Source organism: Allobosea sp. P4_H5, from assembly GCF_056400825.1.
Window position 1 is genome coordinate 229750 of the sequence record NZ_JBFUKM010000008.1, and the last position, 18116, is coordinate 247865.

Consider the following 18116-nt stretch of genomic DNA (forward strand, 5'->3'; position numbering starts at 1 on the left):
CCCCTCCGAGGGCCTTTTTTATTGCCTTTTTCCGACCGACACCGACAGACAGACCTCCGCAGGAGACCGTTATGAGCGAGATGATGACCGGCGCCGAGATGGTCGTTCGCGCCCTCCAGGACCAGGGCGTGGAGCATCTCTTCGGCTATCCCGGCGGCGCGGTACTGCCGATCTACGACGCGATCTTCCAGCAGGACAAGGTCAAGCACGTGCTCGTCCGCCACGAGCAGGGCGCTGTCCATGCCGCCGAGGGCTATGCCCGTTCGGCGCCGGGCAAGGTCGGCTGCGTCCTCGTCACCTCGGGCCCGGGCGCGACCAACGCCGTCACCGGCCTGACCGACGCGCTGCTGGATTCGATCCCGCTCGTCGTCATCACCGGCCAGGTCCCGACGCATCTGATCGGCTCGGACGCCTTCCAGGAATGCGACACCGTCGGCATCACCCGCTCCTGCACCAAGCACAATTACCTGGTGAAGAGCATCGCCGACCTGCCGCGCGTCCTGCACGAGGCTTTCTTTGTCGCGGCCAATGGCCGGCCGGGCCCGGTCGTCATCGATGTGCCCAAGGACATCCAGTTTGCGACCGGCGCCTATAGCCGCCCGCGTGACAACCAGCACAAGACCTATCGGCCGGTGGTCAAGGGCGATCTGAACAAGATCAAGGCCGCGGTCGAGCTGATCGCCAAGGCGAAGAAGCCGATCTTCTACACCGGTGGCGGCGTCATCAATGCCGGCCCGCACGCTTCGGCGCTGCTGCGCGAGCTGGCGCGGCTGACCGGCTATCCGGTGACCTCGACCCTGATGGGGCTCGGCGCCTTCCCGGCCGCCGACAAGCAGTGGCTGGGCATGCTCGGCATGCACGGCACCTACGAAGCGAACCTCGCCATGCATGACTGCGACGTCATGATCAACATCGGCGCGCGCTTCGATGACCGCATCACGGGGAGGCTCGACGCCTTCTCGCCGCACTCCAAGAAGATCCACATCGATATCGACCCGTCCTCGATCAACAAGAACGTCAAGGTCGACATCGGCATCATCGGCGACTGCGCCCATGTGCTCGAGGACATGGTCCGGATCTGGCGCGAGACCTCGCCGCAGATCGACAAGACCGCGCTCACCGCCTGGTGGACGCAGATCGACGGCTGGCGGGCGCGGAACAGTCTCGGCTACAAGCAGTCCGGCTCGGTGATCAAGCCGCAATACGCGCTCGAGCGGCTCTACGAGCTGACCAAGGACCGCAACACCTACTTCACCACCGAAGTCGGCCAGCACCAGATGTGGGCGGCGCAGTATCTGCGCTTCCAGGAGCCGAACCGCTGGATGACCTCCGGCGGGCTCGGCACCATGGGCTACGGCCTGCCGGCGGCGATCGGCGTGCAGATGAAGCATCGCGACGCGCTCGTCATCGACGTCGCGGGCGAGGCCTCGATCCTGATGAACATGCAGGAGATGTCGACGGCGGTGCAGTACAGGCTGCCGGTCAAGGTCTTCATCCTCAACAACGAGTACATGGGCATGGTGCGTCAGTGGCAGGAACTGCTGCATGGCGGGCGCTATTCGGAGAGCTACTCGGCCTCGCTGCCGGACTTCGTCAAGCTGGCGGAGGCCTATGGCGGCCACGGCATCCGCTGCTCCGACCCGAACGATCTCGATGCCGCGATCATGCAGATGATCGAGACGCCCGGGCCGGTGATCTTCGACTGCCTGGTGGCAAAGGAAGAGAACTGCTTCCCGATGATCCCATCGGGCAAGGCGCATAACGAGATGATCCTGCCCGATTTCGAGGGCGATACCGGCGAGATCATCGACGCCAAGGGCAAGCAGCTCGTTTGATTGGGCAGCGTCATGCTCGGGCCTGACCCGAGCATCTCCAGCCGGATGGGCACCTCATCCCGCATGAGATTCTCGGGTCTGCGCTTCGCGCTGCCCGAGAATGACGGCATCGGCACAGCATGGGGGACCACATGGCGACCATCGGCCTGATCGGCGGAATGAGCTGGGAATCGACGGCGGTCTATTACCGGCTGCTGAACGAGGGCGTGCGGGCGCGCCAGGGCGGGCTTCACTCGGCCGATGTCCTGCTGCACTCGGTCGACTTCTCGCCGATCGCCGAAATGCAGGCGAAGGGCGACTGGGACCGCGCCGGGGCGGCGATGGGGTCGAGCGCCCGCCGGCTCGAGCAGGGCGGGGCCGTCTGCATCGTTCTGGCAACCAACACCATGCACAAGCTCGCCGACCACATCACCCAGGCGACGAACCTGCCCTTCCTGCATCTCGCCGACGTCACCGCCAAGGCGATCCGCAAGACCGCCTCGCGCCGTCCGCTGCTGCTGGCGACGCGCTTCACCATGGAGCAGCGCTTCTATCGCGACCGTCTCGGCGCCTTCGGCGTCGAGACGCTGGTGCCTGACGAGGCCGAGCGGACCGATGTCCACCGCATCATCTACGAGGAGCTCTGCCGCGGATTGGTCCTGCCGGCCTCGAAGGCGCGCTATCGCGAGATCGTCGCGCGGGCGGTGCGGGAGGAGGGCGCCGATGGCGTCATTCTCGGCTGCACCGAGATCGGGCTCCTGGTCTCGCAGGCCGATTTCGACATCCCGGCCTTCGACACCACGGCGCTGCATGTCGAGGCTGCGCTAGACTTCACATTGGCGATGGAGCAGGCGGCGTGAAGCTGATCATCGCCAACAAGACCCACTCGTCCTGGTCGCTGCGGCCCTGGCTTGTCCTCAAGCAGTTCGGCATCCCGTTCGAGGAGATCCTGATCCCATTCGGGCCGACTATGGACGATCCCGGCTGGAAGCGCATGGTCGCCGAGTACACCCCCGCCCGCAAGGTCCCCTCGCTGGTCGATGGCGCGATCGCGGTCTGGGATTCGCTCGCCATCATCGAATACATTGCCGAGACGCATCCGGAATTGCCGATCTGGCCGCGCGACAGGACGGCGCGTGCGCTGGCGCGCTCGATCTGCGCCGAGATGCACTCCGGCTTCGGCGCGCTGCGCGGCGCCTGCCCGATGAACCTCGCCTGGGTGCATCCGGCGCGCGATCGCGGTGAGGCGGTCGCGGCCGACATTGCGCGCATCACCGAGATCTGGCGCGATGCGCGCCAGCGCTTCGGTGCCGGCGGCGATTTCCTGTTCGGGGAATTCAGCGCCGCGGATGCGATGTTCGCGCCGGTGGCGACCCGCTTCACCACCTATTCGATCGCGCTCGACCCCGTCAGCGCCGCCTATGTCGAGGCGGTACAGGGCACCGCTGGCTTCCAGGCCTGGCGCCAGGCCGCTCTGGCCGAGCCCTGGATCGTAGCCGTCGACGAGCTCGACGAACCGATCCTCACCGATTTCCGTCCAAATCTCAGCCGAAGCCGAGCCCAGTCATGAACACGACGCATTATCCGACCGCTCCGACCGCCCAGCCGATCGCCCGCCACACCCTGGCGGTGATCGTCGACAACGAGCCGGGCGTTCTTGCCCGCATCGCCGGGCTGTTCTCCGGCCGTGGCTACAACATCGAGAGCCTCACCGTCTCCGAGACCGAGCACGAGAAGCATCTCTCGCGCATCACCGTCGTCACCTCCGGCACGGCGAACGTGATCGACCAGATCAAGGCGCATCTTGACCGGCTGGTGCCGGTGCATCGCGTCGTCGACCTGACCCTGCAGGGCGAGGCGATCGAGCGCGAGCTCTGCCTAGTCAAGGTCGTCGGCAAGGGCGACTACCGGGTCGAGGCGATGCGGCTCGCTGCTTCCTTCGGCGCGCGCACACTCGATGCGACGCTGACCTCCTTCGTCTTCGAGCTCACCGGTGCCACCGAGGAGATCGAGCGCTTCATCAAGCTGATGACGGTGGTCGGGCTGACCGAGGTCTCGCGCACCGGCATCGCGGCGATGAGCCGCGGCGCGGAGGCGATGTAGCTCGCTAGACTGGTTGCGGCATGAGTCGCAACCTGACGATCGCGATCATTGGGTGCGGAACCGCCGGGCTGGCGGCCGCGCTGCTGCTCGAACGGGCCGGCCATACCATCACGCTGGTCGAGCGCTTCGGTAAGCCGCAGCCGCTCGGCTCCGGCCTGATCCTGCAGCCGAGCGGGCTCGCGGTTCTCGATGATCTGGGGCTCGCTGCGTCGCTGATCGCTGCCGGCAGCCGGATCGACCGGCTGTTCGGGCTGAACGCGGCCACGGGCTCGGTCGTGCTCGATGTGCGCTATGCGGCGCTGAAGCGGGAACGCTTCGGCGTCGGTATCCACCGTGCGGCGTTGTTCGAGACGCTGTTCGACGCCGTGCAGAAGCGGCCGATTGCCATAGAAACTGGGGTCGAGATCGGCGACATCGATCCCGGTGCTGACGGCAAGGTCTTGCTGATCGCCGCGAGCGGCCGCCGCATCGGCCCGTTCGATCTCGTCGTCGATGCCTCCGGCACGCGCTCAGTCCTGCTCGGCTATGCCGCTCGCCCGGTGACCCATACGCCACTGAGCTATGGCGCGCTCTGGGCCAATGTCCCGCTCGGCGGCACCGGCTTCGACCGCCATGCGCTCGAACAGCGCTATCGCCGTGCCAGCGTCATGGTCGGCGTGCTGCCGATCGGACGGCATGGCGAGGAGCCGGAGCCGCAGGCGGCGCTGTTCTGGAGTCTGAGAGCCGATGCGCTCGACGCCTGGCGTAGCGCCGGGCTGGCGGCGTGGAAAGCTGAGGTCGAACGCATCTGGCCGGCGACCACTCCGCTGCTCGCGCATATCGTCGCGCCGGAGCAATTGACCTTCGCGAACTACCGCCACCAGACGCTGCCGCGACCTTACGGCCAGCAGATCGCCTTCATCGGCGACGCCGCCCATTCGACCAGTCCGCAGCTGGGGCAGGGGGCGAACATGGCCCTGCTCGATGCCTACGCGCTGGCCGTGGCGCTCGATCAGGCCGGCGACCTTGATGCTGCGCTTCATCGCTACGCACAGCTGCGCCGCTGGCATGTCCGGCTCTATCAGGCGGCGAGCCGGATGTTCACACCGTTCTACCAGTCGGACAGCGCCGTGCTGCCGCTGATCCGCGACCGGGTGGTTCCGCCTTTGGCGCGACTGCCGGGCATCGATCGGATGCTGGCGCTGCTGGTCTCCGGGCTGATCGGCGATCCCTTGCGAAGGCTGGGGTTGAAGGAGCCTGCGATTGCTGCTGAAAGCGACCGTCCGGCACTCGCCGGGGAGGGGGCAGAGCGGTGACGATTGGACTGAATGAGATCTCGCTCGGCCTCGGCGCCGCCGGCTTTGCCTGTTTCGCCTGGCCGATCATGCAACGGTTTCGCGGCCAGGCCGAAGCCGAGCCGCTCGGCTCGGGCAAGAGCCTGCGTTCGCCAATGTGGTGGGCCGGTTTCGTGCTGACGGTCGCGGCGATCTTCCTGCAGCGGATCGCGGCGCAGCAGATGGCAGGCTGAGCCAGGCTCTTGATCGCCTGCGCTAATCGGCGGCAAATGCGCTGCATGACCTCTTGCGCATGAGTGGATGATGTCGATCCAGCTCGAACTCCGCAGCTATCGCGGCGGCGACCGCCACCGCCACGACTACAGCCAGATCCTGCTGCCGATGCAGGGCGCGATGCGGCTCGATGTCGAAGGGCACCGCAGTGTCGTGTCGAGCCAATGCGTCGCGATCATCCCGCGCGACCACGAGCATGATTTCGAGCCGACGGCCGATTGCTGCATGCTCATCCTCGATGTCGAGGCGGGAGCCTTCGCCGGCGAGGCCGAGCCGGCGCTGCTGCGCGATCTCGTTCCGTCGCTGACGCGGATCGAGCCCTGGCTTTGGCGGATGTTTCGACAACTCGGCGCCGAGGTCGAAGCCGGTGCCTGCCGCCTGAGCGATGCGGCGCGCATGGCAATGGCGGGGCTGCAGCTGGTCGCGCCGAGTGCCATGCCTCGGCCGCTGTCGCGTGCGGAAGGCCGTGTCGCGGACGTTGCCCGTGACGGCAGAGCCGGGAGCGTGGTCGAGATGGCGAGGATTGCCGGCCTCGGCCAAAGCCGGTTCCACGCGTTGTTCCGGGCGAGCACGGGGCAGTCGCCGAAGCAAGCGCAGTTGACCCGGCTGTTCGACCAGGCTGCTGAGCAGTTGGTCGCGACGGCGCTGCCGGTCTCGGAGATCGCCTACAGTCTCGGCTACCAGAACGTCTCGTCCTTCAACCGGCAGTTCAAGCGGCGCTTCGGCCTGACGCCGTCGGAGTTCCGCGCCGCGGGTCGGGGCGACGGCTGAGCTCTCGCTGCCTTCGTCGTCCATCAAACGTGTGGTCATCCCGGACAAGCCACGCTAGCGGCGCCGATCCGGGATCCATTCCGGAGCGTTTCCGGCAAAGGTTCCGGAATGGGGTCCAAGTCTCCCGGAGCCTGCCTTCGGGCCGACTGAAGGTCGGACGCGATGGGTCGCCCGGGACGACCCGCATATGGTTGGTCTCATGGGAGGACTGGGAGAGAAGCGCAGCTTCGGTCAAGTCGTTCGGAGCTTCGCCTCATCACGGCGGTGCGGGAGCTCGCTATGGTCGATGCAACTCCGCATCCATGAGGATCACCCGCGATGAAGCTCACCGATTTCAAGGTTCTGACGTTCGACTGCTACGGCACGCTGATCGACTGGGAGACCGGCATCTGGAATGCGCTGCAGCCGCTGATCAGCGCCGGCCGGCTCAACCTCGAGCGTGAAGAAGCGCTGGCGCGCTTCGGCAAGCTTGAGAGCGAGCTGGAGGAGGCGGGGCCGTCGTTGCGCTATTCGACATTGCTCGCCGCCGTCCATGCCCGGCTCGCCAAGGATCTGGGCGTCCATATCCACGCCGATCTGAACGAGCGCTTCGGCGGCTCGGTGCCGGACTGGCCGGCCTTCCCGGATTCCGCCGAGGCGCTCGCCTATCTCAAGCGCCACTACAAGCTCGTCATCCTCTCCAATGTCGATCGGACGAGCTTCGCCGCCAGCAATCGCAAGCTCGGCGTGACCTTCGATGCGATCTACACCGCCGAGGATATCGGCTCCTACAAGCCCGCTCCGCGCAATTTCGACTACCTGCTGGCGCATCTGGAGGCTGATCTCGGCTTCAAGGCTGGCGACGTCCTGCACATCGCGCAGAGCCTGTTCCATGACCACGTCCCGGCCGAGCGGGCCGGGTTGGCGCGCGCCTGGATCGACCGGCGCTTCGGCATGGCGGGGAGCGGAGCGACGCAAATCCCCGCGAACCAGCCGAAGGTCGACTTCCATTTCAAGAACATGGCCGAGCTGGCCGAGGCTCATCGGAAGGCCGCGGGGGCCTGACTTAAGCCGGCTGATCAGCCGCTGAAGCCGCCGTCTTCGAGGAAGCGCTGCTCCTCGGTCGAGCTCTCTCGGCCGAGGACGGCATTGCGGTGCGGGAAACGGCCGAAATCGCGGATGATGTCGCGATGGATGATGGCGTATTTGACGCCTTCGGCATCTGCCGCAGCTTCGCAGAGCGCAAGGCAGCGCTCCTGGTCGTCGAGCGTCTCCGAATGCATGAACGGCATGTAGAGAAAACGCCGTTCCGGGTTGTCGAAGGCCTCGTCGAAGCCGCGCGCGATTGCACGGCCGGCGACTTCGCGCGCGAGCGGGTCGGCCGCGAAGGCATCGGCCGAGCCGCGGTTGAGATTGCGCGGGAACTGGTCGAGCAGGATCAGCAGGGCGTACACACCCTCCGGCGTCTCTTCCCACTCCGAGAGCTCGCCGCGCGCGGCGGCATCCACCAGCGGCCGGAAGCGCCTGGCGATCTCGGCGTCGAAGGCGTCGTCCTTGGCGAACCATCTGTCCGGACCAGCCTTGCGCCAGAAGGTAAGGACCTCGGCGGCGGCTGGCGGAGTAGGCTGGGTCATGCTGGTCCGGATCAAAGGCTCTCTTCGGAGAAGTGATAAGGCTAGCCGGATTCTCGCGTGGGAACAGCCTTCAGTATCCCGCTTCCTTTTGATGCCGCACGGCGAGGATCGTCACGGCGTGCTCGTCAATGCGATAGCGGACCAGATATCCGCTATCCCCGAAGTCGATGATCCATTCCCGGTATTGCTCGGGTAGCTCCTCGATGAGGCGACCCATATGAGGATGGGCACCGAGCGCCTGGACGCCCTGGACGATCGCCTCGCCCGCTCGTTTGGCCGCCGCGGGATTCTTGGGCCGCAGGAAGGCCCTGAGCCGCTCAAGGTCGCGGATCGCGGCCGGGGCGAAAATCACTCGTGGCATTCGGGCGCAGGCAGCTCGTTGTCAGCTCCCCAGCTCGACAGCCATTTTTCGACCTCTTCGGCCGTTGCGTGCAGCCCGGTCGCCTGGAACTCCTCCCAGGCCTCAAGGGTGTCCTGGCGCAGGGCCTCGCGCTTCTCCTCGCGCTCGACATACTGCGCGATCGCCTCGCGCATGATCCAATGCGAGGTGCGGCGACGCGCTGCAGCCAAGTTTTGCACGCGGCCTTTCAGTTCGTCATCGAGCTTGATGGAAGTGACCGCGGCCATAGGTCCATGATCCACTAAGAGGTATTACCTCACGCTACCTTAGCTACATTCCGATTTGCCGTCCACCGCTACTGGCCGGTTGACGCCCCAACGATGTAGCTGGGTTGAAATTTCTCAATCACGCCCTTGCGCCCCGGCAAGCCGTGCGGTAGATGCCAGAACCGTAACGTACGGTACTCTCCGGATCGATGAACGACACCGCGACCCATAGCCAAGGCGAGGCGCTGAGCGAGCGGCAGCAGGCCGTGCTCGACGCCGTGCTGGCGCTGATGGTGGAGCAGGGCGACCAGCTCACCATGACCGCGGTGGCGCGGCGCGCGAGCTGCTCGAAGGAGACACTATACAAATGGTTCGGCGATCGCGACGGCCTGCTCACCGCGACCGTGCAATGGCAGGCCTCGAAGGTCCGCGCCGACAACTACGATCGCCAGGCGCTCGACGCGGCGACGCTGCGCAAGAGTCTGCGGGATTTCGCCGAGAACTGGCTGAGCGTGATCACGAGCCAGACCTCGATCGCGCTCAATCGCGCCGCCATCGGCCATGCCGCCTCGGGCAAGAGCAATCTCGGCGGCATCGTCCTGGCGAACGGACGTGTTGCCATTGGCGAGCGGTTGAAGCCGGTTCTCGAGGCTGGTCGCGCGGCGGGACTGCTCGATTTCGACGATGCCGAGACGGCGTTCCGCACCTTCTTCGGCCTGGTCGGCCGCGATGTGCAGATCAGGTTGCTGCTGGGCGATGCGCTCGCCTCCGGCAAGACCGAGATCCAGCGCGATGCAGCCCGGGCCACCGACCAGTTCCTCGCACTTCACGGGCGGCCGAAGACCGCACCGAAAGCCTGAAGCCAAGAGATCAACCCAAGGAAGGACGCATCCAATGCGCGTTTATTACGATCGCGACGCCGACATCAACCTGATCAAGGGCAAGAAGGTCTGCATCGTCGGCTACGGCTCGCAGGGCCATGCCCATGCGCTCAACCTGCGCGATTCCGGCGTCAAGGACGTCATCATCGCCCTGAAGGCCGGCTCGGCCACGCGCAAGAAGGCTGAAGAGGCCGGCTTCAAGGTCATGACCCCGTCCGAGGCCGCCAAGGTCTCCGACATCATGATGATGCTGACCCCTGACGAGCTGCAGGGCGACATCTATCGCGACGAGCTGCATGCCAACATGAAGGAAGGCGCTGCCCTCCTGTTCGCACACGGCCTCAACGTCCACTTCAACCTGATCGAGCCGCGCAAGGACCTCGACGTGCTGATGGTCGCCCCGAAGGGCCCGGGCCACACCGTCCGTTCCGAGTATCAGCGCGGCGGCGGCGTGCCGACCCTGATCGCGATCCACCAGGACGCGACCGGCAACGCCCATGACCTCGGCCTGTCCTACGCCTCGGCCAATGGCGGCGGCCGCGCCGGCATCATCGAGACCACCTTCAAGGAAGAGTGCGAGACCGACCTGTTCGGTGAGCAGGTCGTGCTCTGCGGCGGCCTGGTCGAGCTGATCAAGGCTGGCTACGAGACACTGACCGAGGCCGGCTACGCCCCGGAGATGGCCTATTTCGAGTGCCTTCACGAGGTGAAGCTGATCGTCGACCTCATCTACGAGGGCGGCATCGCCAACATGAACTACTCGATCTCGAACACGGCCGAGTATGGCGAGTACGTCACCGGCCCGCGCATCATCACCGCCGAGACCAAGGCCGAGATGAAGCGCGTGCTCACCGACATCCAGTCGGGCAAGTTCACCCGCGACTGGATGCTGGAGAACAAGGTCAACCAGACCTCGTTCAAGGCGACCCGCGCCCGCTACGCCGCCCATCCGATCGAGGAAGTCGGCGCCAAGCTGCGTGACATGATGCCCTGGATCAAGGCCAAGGCCCTGGTCGACAAGACCAAGAACTGAGGGTCGTCCACGGTTCTTCGTTTCGCGACGGCCCGGCTGCCGCCGGGCCTTTGGGATCAAGGCCAAGGCCCTGGTCGACAAGACCAAGAACCGAGGCGAGCGCCGGGCTTCGCACGCGGATTCAAGACCGTGCGACGTTGATTCCGGAAACGCTTGCAACTGTTTGAAAATCAAAGGAACGGGCGCCCGGAAGGGCGCCCGTTTCGTGTTGGATAAACCACTCGTGGGAACCGCTTCCCGCGGCAGGCGTTGATACTCCAGTCGATAGCAGCAGGAGCGTGCGATGACCGGCCAGGACGAACTGAGGGAGAGGGCGATCGAGCGGCTGCATCAGCGCCATGCCCGCCACGGGCTCGCCGATGTCGCCAGGCCGGTGTCGTGGGAGGATCAGCTGCCGATCCTGCTGCTGGGTGGATTTCTCGCCGTCACGCTGCTGGCGAGCGTGCTGATGCGCGCCGTCGGAGGCTGATGGCGAAGGACCAGACGGAGGCCGTCATGCAAGACGACGTCAAGGTGCGCGAGGCGCGCATTCCGGAGAAGGGCGGCGAGCCGATCCCGCCGATGCGGGCGGATGTCCACTCCGACGCCGATCCGGCGGTCGAGACCCCGGTGGAAGCGCGCCAAGGCTTCCTCGACCGGCCTGTTCTGGTCGTTCTGGTCGCCGGACTGGCGCTGGCGATGGTCGGCTGGGCCCTTGCCGAAATGTGGGCCTACTGAGCCGAGTTCGGCCCGACACATCCGAGACGAAAGACATGTCCTGACGAAGCAATTTCAAGCTGAACAGATGGAGGCGATGATGACACCGATCCGATCGATGCCTGCGTCCCAGGGTTTTCAGTTCAAGTTCGCACATCTGGCGCTGGGCGCCTCGTTCGCCCTGCTGACAATGATCGTCTTTGGCGTGCTGTAGTCCGCCATGGCGCTAGAGCCGACCCGGTCAGGCTGCGTTAGCCTGACCGGGTCGGTTCTCTCTTTGAGCGCGCTGCGGAAGGCAGGGATGTCGCAGTTCTCGGTGAGCAATCTCCTCGACAGCGAGATCGTGCTGGTGCGCGATGTCGTCTGCTCCGGCGAATGCCGGCATCGCAGCGACGAGGAATGCGCGCACGCGACCCATCTGGTCTTTCCCTATCGAGGCATCTTCGTCCGCCATGTCGGGCGCGACGATGCGGTTGCCGAGAGCAACCAGGTCCTGTTCTTCAATCCGCATGAGGGCTACCATGTCAGCCACCCGGTTCCGGGCGGCGATGCCTGCCTCGATCTGCGCCTCAGCGAAGACACTCTGGACGAACTCGCGCCGGCGGAGCTGCTGCGCGAGGGGGCGGCTTCCTTCCTGATGCAGCGCCGCCGCATCGACCTACGCGCACAGGTACTTGTGGCCCTGCTGCGGCACAGCCTGCAGCGCGGCGTTGCCGAGCCGCTGGAAGCGGAGACCTTGGCGCTGACGCTGTTGCGGCGCGCCTTGGGCGAACGGACGTCGCATGCCGCCGGAGCATCGCTCGGACGGCGCAAGCTGGTCGACCGGGCCAAGCTGGTGATGGCTTCCGATCTCGCCAGGCGCTGGACGCTGGCCGAGATCGCGAGGGATGTCGGGGTCTCGCCGGTCTATCTCACGCAGGTCTTCGCCCAGGTCGAGGCGGTGCCGCTCTATCGCTATCATTTGCGCCTGCGGCTGGCGCGGGCGCTCGATCTGCTCGGCGATTATGACGACCTGACCCAGCTCGGACTCGAGCTCGGTTTCTCCAGCCATAGCCACTTCAGCGCCGCCTTCCGGCAGGCCTATGGCCGCACGCCGGCGGAGTTCCAGCGCTCGCTCAATCTCCGCTGACAGAAGCTGACACTGATCGCGAAAGATTCTGACAGCGGCTGTCAGCTCGAAGGTGTCCTGTCTCTATCATCACAACGACGGAGACAGGTCATGATCAGCTTCATCATCGGATCGGCCAAGCCCGTGCTCGCAATGGTCGAGGGGCTCGGCCGTATTTTCGGGGCGATCGGCCACTGGCTGCAGTCGCGCCGCGACTATCGCACGCTCTGCGACATGACCGAGCGCGATCTGCGCGATCTCGGTTTGCGCGACAGCGATCTGCGCGACGCGACGGCGGCGCCATTCTTCGGCGACCCGACAGCGATCATCTCGCTGCGCGCCGAAGAGCGGCGCGGCCTTGCGGGCGGAGAAAGCGTCGACGAGGTCCTGCGCGGACTAAGTGCAGGAGCGCCGGCCCGGCCCGAGCGGATCGCTAAAGAATCCGACAGCGCCGTAAGCAGCCGGGTGGTCTTTCTCAGGGCGGCCGAATGAGCGGCCCCGAGAAGGAGGAAGGCCATGAGTGGAACTTGCGCAGCCTGCGATTGCGAACTCGACGAGACCCCGATCAAGGTCACGATCGGCGGCAATACCGTCGAGGTCTGCTGCGACGATTGTGCCCAGGCGCTGCGGGAGGCCGATGCCTCGCAGGCGCAGGCGAGCGGGCACTAGCTCGCGGACAAACGAAAGAGCCGGCCGCGAAAGCGGCCGGCTCGTCTGTTCCGATCGGGATCAGAAGGTGACGTGATCCTTGATGTCGGCCTCGACGTTGGAGGGCAGCACGCTGCGCTTCACCAGATCGTCGAAGTTCTTGAACTTCGCCTTGGCGCGCTCCTCGACGATCTTCTTGGAGCGGGCTTCGCCGATGCCCTTGAGCTGCTCGAGCTCGCTGGCGCTGGCGGTGTTGATGTTGACTTTCTTGGCCTGGGCCTGAGTGGTCGGAGCAACCGGCTTCGCGGCCGGAGCGGTCGGGGCGGCAGGCGTGGTCACGGGCGCAGCCGGCTTGGCTGGGGTCGTCGGCTGGGTCGCGGTCTGTGCGAGGGCCGGGCCGGCGGCGAGAGCGAGCGCGGCGAGGCCGATAGCGAAACGAGACATCGTCATGGCGTGGACTCCTGTAAGCCCTGCCCGGGGGGAAGCTGAGCTGCGCGGATGCCGGGCCGTCCGCGCCGCCGCGCCGGTTATGAACCGGAGGATCCGGTCTCGACGCGATGGCTGGACTTTCGGCCGGCGCGGCTGAACGCGATCTGAGGCGAGCGTTCAGCTGCCGTTGTGCTCTTCGCCGGATTTTCGCCGCGATTGGCTAGATCGCCGCGCGTCCGAACGGACGCGATAGCGGCGATCGATCTATTTGTTGTCGCATCGGATTTCTCCGAAAAGTGGGATCCACTTTTCGGCCCGATGCGATGGCTACTTCCCGGTGAACTGCATCATGTATTCGGAGAAGCGCCCGGCGCCGTAGATCAGGCCGAAGCCCCAGGCGAAGGACGCCGCGAAGTTCGCGACCTGGAAGGGCCAGAACGGCATCTTCACGATACCGGCGACGAGCGCGATCACCGCCCGGATCGGTCCGAAGAAATGGCCGATGGCGACGCCGAGCACGCCCCATTTCTCGAAGAAGTCGTGGCCACGCTGAAGCAGGGCCGGGTTGTTGCGTATCGGCCAATGGTCATTGACGCGCGGGCCGAGAACGAGGCCGACCCAGTACGAAATCCAGAAGCCTGAGGCTGCGCCGAGCGCTGCCGCAAGCGAGAGCGGCACGAGGTTGAGGCCGGAGGCGCCGGCGATCGCACCGAAAGCGGTGAAGAACACCGTCGCCGGCACCAGCCAGGACAGGATCGCGACGCATTCGGCGAAGGCGATCAGAAAGACGATCGGCGCGGCCCAGTACTGGTTGACGCGCATGAACGCGACGAGCTCGTGCATCCATTGCTCGAACGGGGGCATGGGCTAGCGATTCCTCCTGCGGTCAGGCCAGCGATAGAGCAGAAGCGTCGACTTTTCGCTACCATCCGGCGGGATGGCGAGACCGGATGCCGCGGACGGGTTGCCTTCACGATCCGATCGCCTAAGTTCGCCCCGAACGGAAATAAGCCGCGCGCCGGGACGGCGCCGACGGCAGGGGACGGGATAATCCATGGAGTCCAAGGTCAGCCGGCCCGCCAATGCGGGTGCGGCAGAAGAGCAGCCGGCGGTCAGGCTCGCCGGCATCGACATCACCTTCCATCTCAAGGGCGGCAGCCGCTACCAGGCGGTGAAGGGCATCGATCTGTCCGTCGCGCCCGGTGAGTTCGTCTCGGTGGTCGGGCCGACCGGCTGCGGCAAGTCGACCCTGCTCAACGCTGCTGCGGGTCTGCTGACGCCGTCCGCCGGCAAGGTCTCGATCTTCGGCCAGCCGCTGTCCGGCCTCAACCGCCGCGCCGGCTATCTCTTCCAGCAGGACGCGCTGATGCCGTGGAAGACGGCGCTCGACAACGTCAAGGTCGCGCTCGAGCCGATGGGCATCTCCGATGCCGAGGCTGACAAGCGGGCGCGCGACTGGCTCGGACGGGTGGGCTTGCGCGCCTTCGTCGAGCGCTATCCGCACATGCTCTCGGGCGGCCAGCGCAAGCGTGTGGCCCTCGCGCAGATGCTGATCCGCGATCCCGAGATCCTGCTGATGGACGAGCCGTTCGGGCCGCTCGACGCGCAGACCCGCCAGATCATGGGCAATCTCCTGCTCGATCTCTGGAGCCGGGACCGCAAGGCGTTGATCTTCGTCACGCACGATCTCGAGGAGGCGATCGCGCTGTCTGACCGGGTGGTGGTGATGACGGCGGGGCCGGCCGCCGGCATCGTCGCCGATTACAAGGTGCCGCTGGCGCGTCCGCGCGACATCGCCGAGATCAGGCTGGAGAAGGCCTTCCACGAGATCCATCGCGACATCTGGGCTTCGCTCAGGGTCGAGGTGCAGAAGGCTTATGCCATGGGCGAGGGCAAGGAACTGGTCGAGGGGGCCGCGTCATGAATCGCGTAAAACTCCTTTCGCTCCAGATCCTGGTCATGATCGTCTTTCTGGCGATCTGGCATGTCGTCACCACCACCAGCCTGTTCGGCGACATCAAGACGACGCAGTTCTTTTTCTCGACCCCGGCCGACGTTCTGGCGCGGACCTGGAAGCAGCTCACCGGCGCCGACATCTACTGGCATCTCGGCATCACCCTGACCGAGACAGTACTCGCTTTCGTCATCGGCTCGGCGGCCGGCATCTTCTTCGGCTTCGCCTTCGCCCGGAACGAACTGCTGGCGGCGGTGTTCGACCCCTATATCAAGGCGGCGAACGCCCTGCCGCGCGTCGTGCTGGCGCCGATCTTCGCGCTCTGGTTCGGGCTCGGCATCTGGTCGAAGGTGGCGCTCGGCTTCACGCTGGTGTTCTTCATCGTCTTCTTCAACGTCTACCAGGGCGTGCGCGAGGTCTCGCCGACCGTGCTGGCCAATGCCCGCATGCTCGGCATGAACGAGCGCCAGCTCTTCCGCCATGTCTATTGGCCGTCGGCGCTGACCTGGATGTTCTCCTCGCTGCACACCTCGGTCGGCTTCGCGCTGGTCGGCGCCGTGGTCGGCGAATATCTCGGCTCGTCCGCGGGGCTCGGCTACAAGATCCACGAGGCCGAGAGCGTCTTCGACGTCACCGGCGTGTTCTCGGGCATGCTGATCCTGGCGATCTTCGTGATCCTGATCGATTCGATCGTGACGCTGGTCGAGAACCGGCTCCTGGTCTGGCGGCCGGGGCAGAGCTCGACCACCACGACGTAAGGTAAGCTTGACTTGATTTGAGGCCCGAACGAGCGCCATCATCGCCCTTCCATCATCGGGGGCGATCATGGAACTTGATGTCTGCGATCGCATAACGGCCGATCCGACGGCCGAGGACATAACCCGCGCCATCGACCAGCGCGGCGACGATCCCGACTGGTTCATCACCCTCTCCGACGATGACGGCTATGTCGAAGCGGGGCTGGAAGGGAGGGGCCGGTTCCGGCTGGCCTATCATTCGGGCAAGGCTCGCTTCGACGCCGCCGAGACGGTCGACGGCGCGACGCTGAAGCGGATCCTGCTCGCCTATCTCGGCGGCGACAAGAGCTGGCGCGGCAAGCTGGCCTGGCAGCCCAAGGTCTCGCCGGCCAAGGCGGCCGAGGCTAGAGGCGAGCCGCCGGTCTGGGCGATCGTGGCGGTGATCGCCTCGTTGGCGCTGATCTTCGTGATCGCGGAGGTGCTGCCGGAGAGTTGGATCGAGCGGCTGCCTTTCGCCGGAACGACCATGGGCAATATCGCGCTGATCGCGCTGCCGATGGTGGTGATGGTCGCCGCGATGGTCGTCAATGCCGTGCTCAAGGTCAGGCGCGCCAAGGGCTGGTCTCAGGCGCCGGGGCGCATTATCCGCTCGCAGATGGGGGTGCGGCGCCCGCCCGAGGGCAACGAGATCGGCACTGCCGTCAATGTCCCCGCCGTGACCTATTCCTTTTCGGTCGGCGGGGTGACCTATCAGGGCACGCGGGTCAGCCTCGGCGATATCAGCGGTAAATATGCGCAGGTGGCGTTGGCGCGCTTTCCGGCCGGCGCAAGCGTGACCGTCTATTACGACCCGACCGATCCCAGCGACTGCGTCCTGGAGCGCGAGGCGCCGAAGGGCGCGGTCAAGGGCTGTGGTCTCGCGCTGCTCGTCGTCGCGCTCCTGGTCTGGGGGCTTTACTGGGTAGCGACCGAGGGGGCTGAAGTCCTCAAGGCGCGCATGCCGGATGCGGATGTCCCGGTGATGCTGTTCGCCGGCCTGTTCGGCGCTGCGGCGCTGCTGTTCTTCGTCGGCCACCGGCGCTATCTCGCCCGCGCCAATGCCTGGCCGGTCACTGCCGGGGAGGTCGTCTCCAGCACCGTCGAGCAGCGCCGCTCGACGGAAAACGGCAAGACGCACACCACCTATCTCCCCGTCGTCGAGTTCGCCTATACCGTCGAGGGCAACCGCCTGCACAGCCGGCAGGTCAAGCTCGGCCTGGAGGTCTCGGGCTCGGAGAGCTTCGCGCAGGGGATCGTCGATCGCTATCCGGCCGGCGCGCCGGTCGAGGTGCATTACGACCCGCAGGATCCGTCCAACGCGGCTCTGGAGAATCCGACGGAATCGAACTGGATCCTGCTCGGCGTCGCGCTCGCCTGCTTCGCCATTGCGCTCTATGCGAGCCGCATCTTCCGCTAGCGCGGTTCTTCCGTGCTCTCCTGGCCCGGCGAGGTTCCGAGCATCCGGATCAGCTCGGCGTAACGCGGCATCAGTTCTTCGCGCCGCTGCATGTCGCGGTCGAACTGCTCCTGTTTGTCCGTCGTGCCGTCCTCGCCCTGTACTGCGGCGCTGCCCTGGAACATCTCGTCAAGCGCATGGGCCATGGTCCGGTCGCTGAGCCAGACGAGTTCCTGCTGCAGCGCCGTGTATTCCGTCATCAGCTTGAAGCGCTTTTCGACCCAGCTCGGCTCGGCCGGGTCGTCGACACCGGACCCTGGTGCCTGCGCGCTGGTGCTGCCTTGGGCGAGGGCGGTGCGAGCCTGGTCGGACAGGTCGAGGATGACGGCATCGTCCCGATCGGGCGTTGCCGACGTCACCGTGGCAGGCGAAGAGCTTGCCCTATCCGGAGCCGGCACGCCTGCCGAGGGCGCGCTCTGCGGAAGTTCATAGGGGAAAGGCGCAGTCCGGGCCGCTACTGCGTCCACCATGACCGTCTCCTGTTTCGTCCGTTCTGGTCGAAAGCCGTTATCGAGGCGTCGTCGGGAGTCACTGCATCCGGCCAATGTGAAAGCCGGGCCTTAACAAGCCTTGAATCTTTCCCGTCGCTTCCGCGGCGATCGGGGTCGGCTTGATGGTCTGCGCCGCGGCATGCCCGCGCTTGCCCCGCTTGCGGCAATGCGCCTATCTTCGTCGCGAAAT

The 18116-nt window shown here is 65.9% G+C and carries 24 protein-coding genes; 18 read left to right on the plus strand and 6 right to left on the minus strand.

The features are described 5' to 3' along the window. Positions 1–71 precede the first annotated feature (71 nt). From AC1DS0_RS18440 to AC1DS0_RS18475, 8 genes are all read left to right on the plus strand, one after another. Positions 72–1835: an acetolactate synthase 3 large subunit gene (locus tag AC1DS0_RS18440; protein WP_476815737.1), complete on the plus strand. Its 1764-nt coding sequence runs from the start codon at positions 72–74 to the stop codon at positions 1833–1835. A 131-nt stretch (positions 1836–1966) separates the two neighbouring features. Continuing rightward, a complete protein-coding gene (locus AC1DS0_RS18445; RefSeq protein WP_476815738.1) occupies positions 1967–2674 on the plus strand; it encodes an aspartate/glutamate racemase family protein in 708 nt (235 codons plus the stop codon). Next, a complete protein-coding gene (locus tag AC1DS0_RS18450; protein WP_476815739.1) occupies positions 2671–3384 on the plus strand; it encodes a glutathione S-transferase family protein in 714 nt (237 codons plus the stop codon). Before AC1DS0_RS18445 ends, AC1DS0_RS18450 begins: the two co-directional genes overlap by 4 nt. Next, positions 3381–3917 carry an acetolactate synthase small subunit gene (gene ilvN / locus AC1DS0_RS18455; RefSeq protein WP_476815740.1) on the plus strand — a complete coding sequence of 179 codons (537 nt, stop codon included), beginning with the start codon at positions 3381–3383 and terminating at the stop codon, positions 3915–3917. Before AC1DS0_RS18450 ends, ilvN begins: the two co-directional genes overlap by 4 nt. A 20-nt stretch (positions 3918–3937) precedes the next feature. Next, on the plus strand, positions 3938–5212 hold the full coding sequence (locus AC1DS0_RS18460) for an FAD-dependent oxidoreductase (protein ID WP_476815741.1): 1275 nt from the start codon (positions 3938–3940) through the stop codon (positions 5210–5212). Beyond that, positions 5209–5424 carry a hypothetical protein gene (locus AC1DS0_RS18465; protein WP_476815742.1) on the plus strand — a complete coding sequence of 72 codons (216 nt, stop codon included), beginning with the start codon at positions 5209–5211 and terminating at the stop codon, positions 5422–5424. Before AC1DS0_RS18460 ends, AC1DS0_RS18465 begins: the two co-directional genes overlap by 4 nt. A 70-nt stretch (positions 5425–5494) precedes the next feature. Further along, positions 5495–6235, plus strand: a complete 741-nt coding sequence (locus AC1DS0_RS18470; RefSeq protein ID WP_476815743.1) for a helix-turn-helix domain-containing protein — start codon at positions 5495–5497, stop codon at positions 6233–6235. A gap of 318 nt (positions 6236–6553) precedes the next feature. Continuing rightward, the gene (locus tag AC1DS0_RS18475) at positions 6554–7279 is read left to right on the plus strand and encodes a haloacid dehalogenase type II (RefSeq protein ID WP_476815744.1); all 726 of its coding nucleotides are present in this window, start codon (positions 6554–6556) and stop codon (positions 7277–7279) included. Between the two features lie 14 nt (positions 7280–7293). On the opposite strand, the gene AC1DS0_RS18480 is transcribed toward AC1DS0_RS18475, so the two are convergent. From AC1DS0_RS18480 to AC1DS0_RS18490, 3 genes are all read right to left on the minus strand, one after another. Then, the gene (locus AC1DS0_RS18480) at positions 7294–7848 is read right to left on the minus strand and encodes a DUF924 family protein (protein ID WP_476815745.1); all 555 of its coding nucleotides are present in this window, start codon (positions 7846–7848) and stop codon (positions 7294–7296) included. A gap of 70 nt (positions 7849–7918) precedes the next feature. Beyond that, positions 7919–8209, minus strand: a complete 291-nt coding sequence (locus AC1DS0_RS18485) for a type II toxin-antitoxin system RelE/ParE family toxin (RefSeq protein WP_476815746.1) — start codon at positions 8207–8209, stop codon at positions 7919–7921. Then, complete coding sequence (locus AC1DS0_RS18490) at positions 8197–8475, minus strand: CopG family ribbon-helix-helix protein (RefSeq protein ID WP_476815747.1); 279 nt, start codon at positions 8473–8475, stop codon at positions 8197–8199. Before AC1DS0_RS18490 ends, AC1DS0_RS18485 begins: the two co-directional genes overlap by 13 nt. Before the next feature lie 188 nt (positions 8476–8663). Here AC1DS0_RS18490 and AC1DS0_RS18495 point away from each other — a divergent pair, with 188 nt between their 5' ends. From AC1DS0_RS18495 to AC1DS0_RS18525, 7 genes are all read left to right on the plus strand, one after another. Beyond that, on the plus strand, positions 8664–9314 hold the full coding sequence (locus AC1DS0_RS18495; RefSeq protein WP_476815748.1) for a TetR/AcrR family transcriptional regulator C-terminal domain-containing protein: 651 nt from the start codon (positions 8664–8666) through the stop codon (positions 9312–9314). Positions 9315–9348: 34 nt separating this feature from the next. Further along, positions 9349–10368, plus strand: coding sequence for a ketol-acid reductoisomerase (gene ilvC, locus AC1DS0_RS18500; protein WP_100963369.1), 1020 nt, complete (start codon positions 9349–9351; stop codon positions 10366–10368). A gap of 283 nt (positions 10369–10651) precedes the next feature. Beyond that, positions 10652–10837 carry a hypothetical protein gene (locus tag AC1DS0_RS18505; RefSeq protein WP_476815749.1) on the plus strand — a complete coding sequence of 62 codons (186 nt, stop codon included), beginning with the start codon at positions 10652–10654 and terminating at the stop codon, positions 10835–10837. A gap of 26 nt (positions 10838–10863) precedes the next feature. Beyond that, positions 10864–11085 carry a hypothetical protein gene (locus AC1DS0_RS18510; RefSeq protein ID WP_476815750.1) on the plus strand — a complete coding sequence of 74 codons (222 nt, stop codon included), beginning with the start codon at positions 10864–10866 and terminating at the stop codon, positions 11083–11085. A gap of 280 nt (positions 11086–11365) precedes the next feature. Further along, positions 11366–12193, plus strand: a complete 828-nt coding sequence (locus AC1DS0_RS18515; RefSeq protein WP_476815751.1) for a helix-turn-helix transcriptional regulator — start codon at positions 11366–11368, stop codon at positions 12191–12193. A 90-nt stretch (positions 12194–12283) separates the two neighbouring features. Further along, entirely contained in the window at positions 12284–12664 is a 381-nt protein-coding gene (locus AC1DS0_RS18520) for a DUF1127 domain-containing protein (RefSeq protein ID WP_476815752.1), read from the plus strand. 24 nt (positions 12665–12688) lie between these two features. Then, positions 12689–12841, plus strand: coding sequence for a hypothetical protein (locus AC1DS0_RS18525; protein WP_476815753.1), 153 nt, complete (start codon positions 12689–12691; stop codon positions 12839–12841). 60 nt (positions 12842–12901) lie between these two features. On the opposite strand, the gene AC1DS0_RS18530 is transcribed toward AC1DS0_RS18525, so the two are convergent. Together AC1DS0_RS18530 and AC1DS0_RS18535 are read right to left on the minus strand one after the other, a co-directional pair. Further along, complete coding sequence (locus AC1DS0_RS18530) at positions 12902–13270, minus strand: ComEA family DNA-binding protein (RefSeq protein ID WP_476815754.1); 369 nt, start codon at positions 13268–13270, stop codon at positions 12902–12904. A gap of 306 nt (positions 13271–13576) precedes the next feature. Further along, positions 13577–14113 (minus strand): DedA family protein, encoded by a 537-nt coding sequence (locus AC1DS0_RS18535; protein ID WP_476815755.1) that lies wholly within the window; start codon positions 14111–14113, stop codon positions 13577–13579. A gap of 190 nt (positions 14114–14303) precedes the next feature. Between AC1DS0_RS18535 and AC1DS0_RS18540 the strand changes: the two genes are divergently transcribed. The 3 genes from AC1DS0_RS18540 to AC1DS0_RS18550 all read left to right on the plus strand — a co-directional run bounded on the left by AC1DS0_RS18540 (position 14304) and on the right by AC1DS0_RS18550 (position 17396). Next, complete coding sequence (locus AC1DS0_RS18540; RefSeq protein WP_476815756.1) at positions 14304–15173, plus strand: ABC transporter ATP-binding protein; 870 nt, start codon at positions 14304–14306, stop codon at positions 15171–15173. Continuing rightward, complete coding sequence (locus tag AC1DS0_RS18545; RefSeq protein WP_476815757.1) at positions 15170–15961, plus strand: ABC transporter permease; 792 nt, start codon at positions 15170–15172, stop codon at positions 15959–15961. The genes AC1DS0_RS18540 and AC1DS0_RS18545 overlap by 4 nt, the downstream gene beginning before the upstream one ends. A 67-nt stretch (positions 15962–16028) precedes the next feature. Continuing rightward, positions 16029–17396 (plus strand): DUF3592 domain-containing protein, encoded by a 1368-nt coding sequence (locus tag AC1DS0_RS18550; protein ID WP_476815758.1) that lies wholly within the window; start codon positions 16029–16031, stop codon positions 17394–17396. Here the strand turns inward: AC1DS0_RS18550 and AC1DS0_RS18555 are convergent. Continuing rightward, complete coding sequence (locus AC1DS0_RS18555) at positions 17393–17905, minus strand: hypothetical protein (protein WP_476815759.1); 513 nt, start codon at positions 17903–17905, stop codon at positions 17393–17395. The two genes, AC1DS0_RS18550 and AC1DS0_RS18555, sit on opposite strands and share 4 nt — an antisense overlap. Between the last annotated feature and the right edge of the window lie 211 nt (positions 17906–18116).